Source organism: Cruoricaptor ignavus, assembly GCF_900141665.1.
GTDB classification, from domain to species: Bacteria; Bacteroidota; Bacteroidia; order Flavobacteriales; family Weeksellaceae; genus Cruoricaptor; species Cruoricaptor ignavus.
Genome location: NZ_FQYI01000019.1, coordinates 1 through 5,125 on the forward strand (window position 1 = coordinate 1; position 5,125 = coordinate 5,125).

General features: G+C 33.9%; 4 protein-coding genes and 1 pseudogene. All 5 read left to right on the forward strand.

Annotation, left to right across the window (positions count from 1 at the left end; all coding sequences use genetic code 11):
- Positions 1 to 627, forward strand: a 627-nt coding sequence (locus tag BUB43_RS10795) for an IS982 family transposase (RefSeq protein ID WP_083541311.1), incomplete at its 5' end; no start/stop codon positions are given.
- Positions 628 to 795: 168 nt separating this feature from the next.
- Positions 796 to 948 carry a hypothetical protein gene (locus tag BUB43_RS11315; protein WP_159430252.1) on the forward strand — a complete coding sequence of 51 codons (153 nt, stop codon included), beginning with the start codon at positions 796 to 798 and terminating at the stop codon, positions 946 to 948.
- A 195-nt stretch (positions 949 to 1,143) separates the two neighbouring features.
- Complete coding sequence (locus BUB43_RS10800; protein ID WP_073181020.1) at positions 1,144 to 1,665, forward strand: Riean_0653 family protein; 522 nt, start codon at positions 1,144 to 1,146, stop codon at positions 1,663 to 1,665.
- A gap of 23 nt (positions 1,666 to 1,688) precedes the next feature.
- Positions 1,689 to 4,832 carry a lipase/acyltransferase domain-containing protein gene (locus tag BUB43_RS10805; RefSeq protein WP_073181022.1) on the forward strand — a complete coding sequence of 1,048 codons (3,144 nt, stop codon included), beginning with the start codon at positions 1,689 to 1,691 and terminating at the stop codon, positions 4,830 to 4,832.
- 141 nt (positions 4,833 to 4,973) lie between these two features.
- Positions 4,974 to 5,125 (forward strand): annotated as a pseudogene (locus BUB43_RS11635) (IS982 family transposase); the annotation flags it as partial.

Below are 5,125 nucleotides of genomic sequence, written 5' to 3' on the forward strand. Positions count from 1 at the left end.
GAAGAAATAAGAATGAAAATGGTGGATAAATTGAATGAATCTGAAAATTACTTTGTAGTAGACAGCATGCCTTTGGAAGTATGTAAACTATCTCGTTCCTCCAGAAGCAGGATTTGCAAGGATGTAGATTATGCTTATCCCAACAAAGGATTTTGTGCTTCGCAGAACCTGCATTTTTATGGGTATAAACTACATGCTGTCTGTTCCATTTCTGGGGTTTTTCAGAGTTTTGATATTTCTCCCGCATCCGTTCACGACATCCACTACTTGCAAGATATAAAACTCCAAATGTCTGACTGTGTGTTGCTTGGGGACAAAGGCTATTTGTCCCAAACCATCCAGTTAGACTTATTCAATGAGGTAAATATAGAATTAGAAACTCCTAAAAGGAAAAATCAAAAAGACTACAAGCCACAGTTTTATCAGTTCAAAAAATATCGGAAAAGAATCGAAACGTTATTTTCCCAACTTTGTGACCAATTTATGATTAGAAGGAACTATGCCAAAACTTTTCAAGGTTTTAAAACCAGAATTTTGGCTAAAATTGCAACACTAACAACTATTCAATATCTGAATAAATTTCTTTTCGGCAGAAATATAAACAAGCTAAAAATAAATCTCGCGTGATAATGCACTACGGGTAAAGTTACTAAAACGGCGAATGGGAAAAACTACCGGAGGTTTAGTTCAACATGGGTTTTGCAAGATGCGGGGTTGAAAAGCCTTCTTTGAAAATTTAGTCTAAGTAGCCGCAAAAAACTTTTCCATTTTTTAGGTTTTTCGTAATTTTAAAAAATGGAAAAAGTTTTTGCTAGAGATTGGTTCTCCTCTCCACTTTCGGTTGCAGTAGCCCGCACCTCGCAAAGCCATTTCCCGTTATATGCTATGCTGCCAAAACAGTGTACAACAATAGAAAATAATAGAAATCAAAAAATAAGGAATAAATAATCTTCCCAACGCAAAATTTATTCTTTTTTTCCAGCACCTTTTTTTCCAACGCGCATCAGCACATTTGCAAAAAGCCAAAGCTAAGCCCAACACCTATTTTGCAAAAGAGCTGATTTCCCAATGCTTGTTAACAAAATATAATATAAAAATCCACATTATTTCTTAACTTTACTTCAACCAAAATACATATAAAATATGAAAACAGTAATTACCACAGGCTTGCTACTATTAAGCCTTTTTGCTTGTAATGACCGTGAACAAGACACCAATGTTTTACCAGAAGCTACACAAACAGGTGCCAATACCGCAGGGTGTTTGGTTGATGGAAAAGTTTGGGTGGCTACAACGAAATATTTAACGCCATTTAGTAATTACGCTGAACAAAATAATGGTCACTATATAATTAGTCTGACTTTAAAAAGCAGAGAGGAAACATACCGTAATAGCATTTCTATAAAACTTCCGTTAAATAATTTAGTACTTGATAAAGAATACAGTCTTCCGTATTCTGATAATACAAGTGAGAACTTCGCTAATTATCAAGATATTAATGGAGACGATTTTTACGCATCAACAGTCGTTCCCGGAAAAATCAAAATTACTCGGTTAGACATCCCTAAGAATATTGTATCTGGTACTTTTGAATTTAAGGCAGTAAATAAAGATGGGAATGTAATCAATATTACCGATGGCAGATTTGATAAAAAATTTGATTAACAATTTATTTAAAACCCTAAATCATGAAAACAAAACTACTTTCTGCATTGGCTATTATTTTTTCTCTTTATGCCAATGCCCAAACAAATCTATACTCTACACAAAATCAAGCATTACCAGAAAATGCTGTATTAGAAGAAAATACTTTACAAAACATTTTTAATAACTTGGATAAATCAAAGATTGAAACAGGTCTATTGTTAGATGCGGCGGTTGAATTTGTAGACCTTAAAAAATATAATGGCATTCCTACGGATAGCTCATATACCAGCTCAAAAATTATTGGAGATATTTATAACACTATTGTAATGAGCAAGGTTTCTGCTAACCAAGGTACACTTAAACCTCCTGCCGATTTTCAATCAGAATGGTTTAAGGCTCAAGCTACAGATCTACTTCCTGTAGGTGGTGTATACTACAGATATAATCAGTTTTCAGAAAGTAATAATGCTTATTTTCAAGCCACTGCAAAAACCGCATCCGCAACTGGGAGAATTGCCAATATTTCTACTTCAACACTCACCGTTTCTCCAAACAATGTGGTTACTGACGTATATACTAATAGAGTTTGGCAAAATCCATACGAAATTTCTGACGTTTTTGCTATGGCGCCTATTGCAAACTCTCATAACAAATTAAACTTCAATGTAGTATTTGCCCAAAGTTTATTCCAAAGTAACTACGACAATGAAATTTCTAAATTAGAAGTGAAATTTTCTGACAACGAAGCATTTAAAACGGTAAATTATGGACAGTTAATGAATGTATATTATCCTGCTATTGGGGAATATATTTGGACATACAAGCTAACATTAAATAACGGTCAAGTTTTGTATTCTAAAAACAAATTCCTAATTACTGGAGATTTAGGGAAATATGTTAATGAAGATGCTACTGCTACTTCCAGAGTGAGTGCTCCATATAAAAAAATTGAGCTAGAAAAATTTCAATATTTCATTCCGTTTCCTCCTATGGTAGTAAATAGACCGAAACTTACTTTATACATAAAATACCGTTCAGGACAAACCCAAATCACTAAACCTTTTATTGTTGCAGAAGGATTTGATGCAGGGCATATTACCGCACCTAGACAAGAAGGAGGTGATAATAATATTGATGATTTTCTAAATGGAAAAGGAATGAAAAACTCTGAACTTCAAAGTTATCTCATAGAGAATTATGATATTATATATGTAGACTGGGGAATAGGCACAGACTATATACAGAATAACGCAGAACTCCTAAAAAAAGCCATACGATGGGTTAATCAAAATAAGGTTGGCACAGAAAAAAATATCGTTATGGGGCAAAGCATGGGTGGTTTGGTAGCAAGATATGCCCTAAAAGACATGGAAGATAAAGGTGAAAATCATGATACCAAATTATACATATCACACGACGCACCTCATTTAGGAGCCAACACTCCATTAGGAATTCAATATATGCTAAGAAATGTATCCAAAACATTTCTAAAATCTCCTGTCGTTGCAGGTATAAATTACATATTAAGCCCTGTAGTTTTCGGTGTCCCAATTAGTGAAGTACTAACCGTTGCTGACACTCCAGCCTCAAGACAAATGCTTATCAATTATGTGGACAAAAATTATAATATTGATAATTCGGTTCATAATTCATGGCAATCAACACTTAAAACAAAAGGCTACCCACAACAAACAAGAAATGTTGCCATTTCTAATGGAAGCGAATGTGGAACAGATCAAAACCTACAGGATTTAGTAACGATGCACCATGTTAGCAAAGGATGGTTTATTGATTTTATAGGCGCGCTGATTGGTGGGGTAACCCTTGATCCCGGTCAGGTTATTTTATCAATATTACCAGGCAAATCAAGATATCACTATGATTTTGTAGTACGACCTATGACTAATCTTAACGAAAATAAAGAATTATACAACGGAAAGATTGTCTATAAAAAAGATATTTTATGGTTTATTCCTTCACAAAATACGCTTTTGTCGGGTAGCAACTATCAACCACAAGGAATTTTGCCTATTGACAAATATGGCGGTGGTAAATATAGATTTCCAAAAAATTCTTTACCAAGATTTATAGGTGACTATTTAACTGTGTCGTATTTTTCATTTGTTCCAACTCCAAGTGCATTAGATTATAAGTTTGGCAATCAGTCCTTAATCGAATCTGATTACCAAAAAACATTCTCTCCTTTCGATGATCTTCAAAACACTCCATTTGTTAATTTTGTTGCAGAGAAGGTAGATGATTACAGTGCTAATAATAATCATATTTTTTTCAGCCAAAGAAACGGTCAATTTATTATCAATCAACTTTCAACGGATACCGCTATACAGAATCAAAAAATTACTACAGCCTATCTATGTGGAAGTAAAATCCAAATTGGTGGTGATGCAGTTTTGTGCGGAAATAATAATTCAACGTACACAACTAGTTTTGCTCCTTATATCAGCTGGTCGGTAATCAGCGGGGCAAATTTAATAGATATAACAAGCACTACGAACCAGCCTCAAATAAGTTTTACACCAAAAGCAGGTGCAAGTGGTTTTGTAAAATTGCAAGCATACTTGTACGGAGATGGTAGCAGTAATACAGTAACTAAAAATATATGGATTGGGAAACCACATGTTTCCGTTACTCAAATAAATAATCCTGATTATTATAATCAATCACACTTTAATCTAGATTTACCTGCTTCTACTTCGGAATTAGGCATCACTCAAATCAAATGGACAAAACTTTCATCTACAGATCCTACCGCCCGTTTATATGCCCCTTTAAACGCCACTTCAGGTTCAGCAAAAGGTTATGACAATTCTTGGACAATGCAGGTTAAAGTAGAAATTACCAATGCCTGCGGAACCACCGAAGATATTGTTACTATTTTACCTCCGCCATTTGCAGGCTGCGACGGCTATAATGTTGGAAAATCAGGAAAAGGCAATACTGCCTACATTATAATTGATCCTTGTGCAACAAACCGAACCCTTTCAACAGAAAGCAATAATAAATTAAGCAATATCAAAACGGAAGTAAGTGATATAAGGGGAAATGTAATAATAAGCACATCAAATTTAGAATTCGACATTTCCAACCAGTTGCCGGGTACGTATTATTTGAGAATCATTAAAAACAATAAAATTGTACACAGCCAAACACTCTTAAAAAATTAACCCAAAAAAATATTACATTCAAAAAAACATCTCACTTTATGAGATGTTTTTTTATTATATTTACCCGTAGTGCATTATAAAATAGGTTGCTCAAGTGACTAAAAATTAGTATATTGTATTGACTACCAATCAAATACAATTATGAGCAACCTTGAGGCAAGTTACAACTTAATTTTAAATAATTTAAGAGACATTTCCGAAACTGAAGATTTTTATTTTAAACCTATAAAACCAAAACTATCTGATATAGAGTTGATTGGCTTGATTATTTTGGCTGAATTTAAGTCCATTGA

Bases quoted from the DNA above. Each gene is read 5' to 3' on its own strand.
- BUB43_RS11315 (WP_159430252.1), top strand. From the start codon at position 796: ATGGAAAAAGTTTTTGCTAGAGATTGGTTCTCCTCTCCACTTTCGGTT.
- BUB43_RS10805 (WP_073181022.1), top strand. From the start codon at position 1,689: ATGAAAACAAAACTACTTTCTGCATTGGCTATTATTTTTTCTCTTTAT.
- BUB43_RS10800 (WP_073181020.1), top strand. From the start codon at position 1,144: ATGAAAACAGTAATTACCACAGGCTTGCTACTATTAAGCCTTTTTGCT.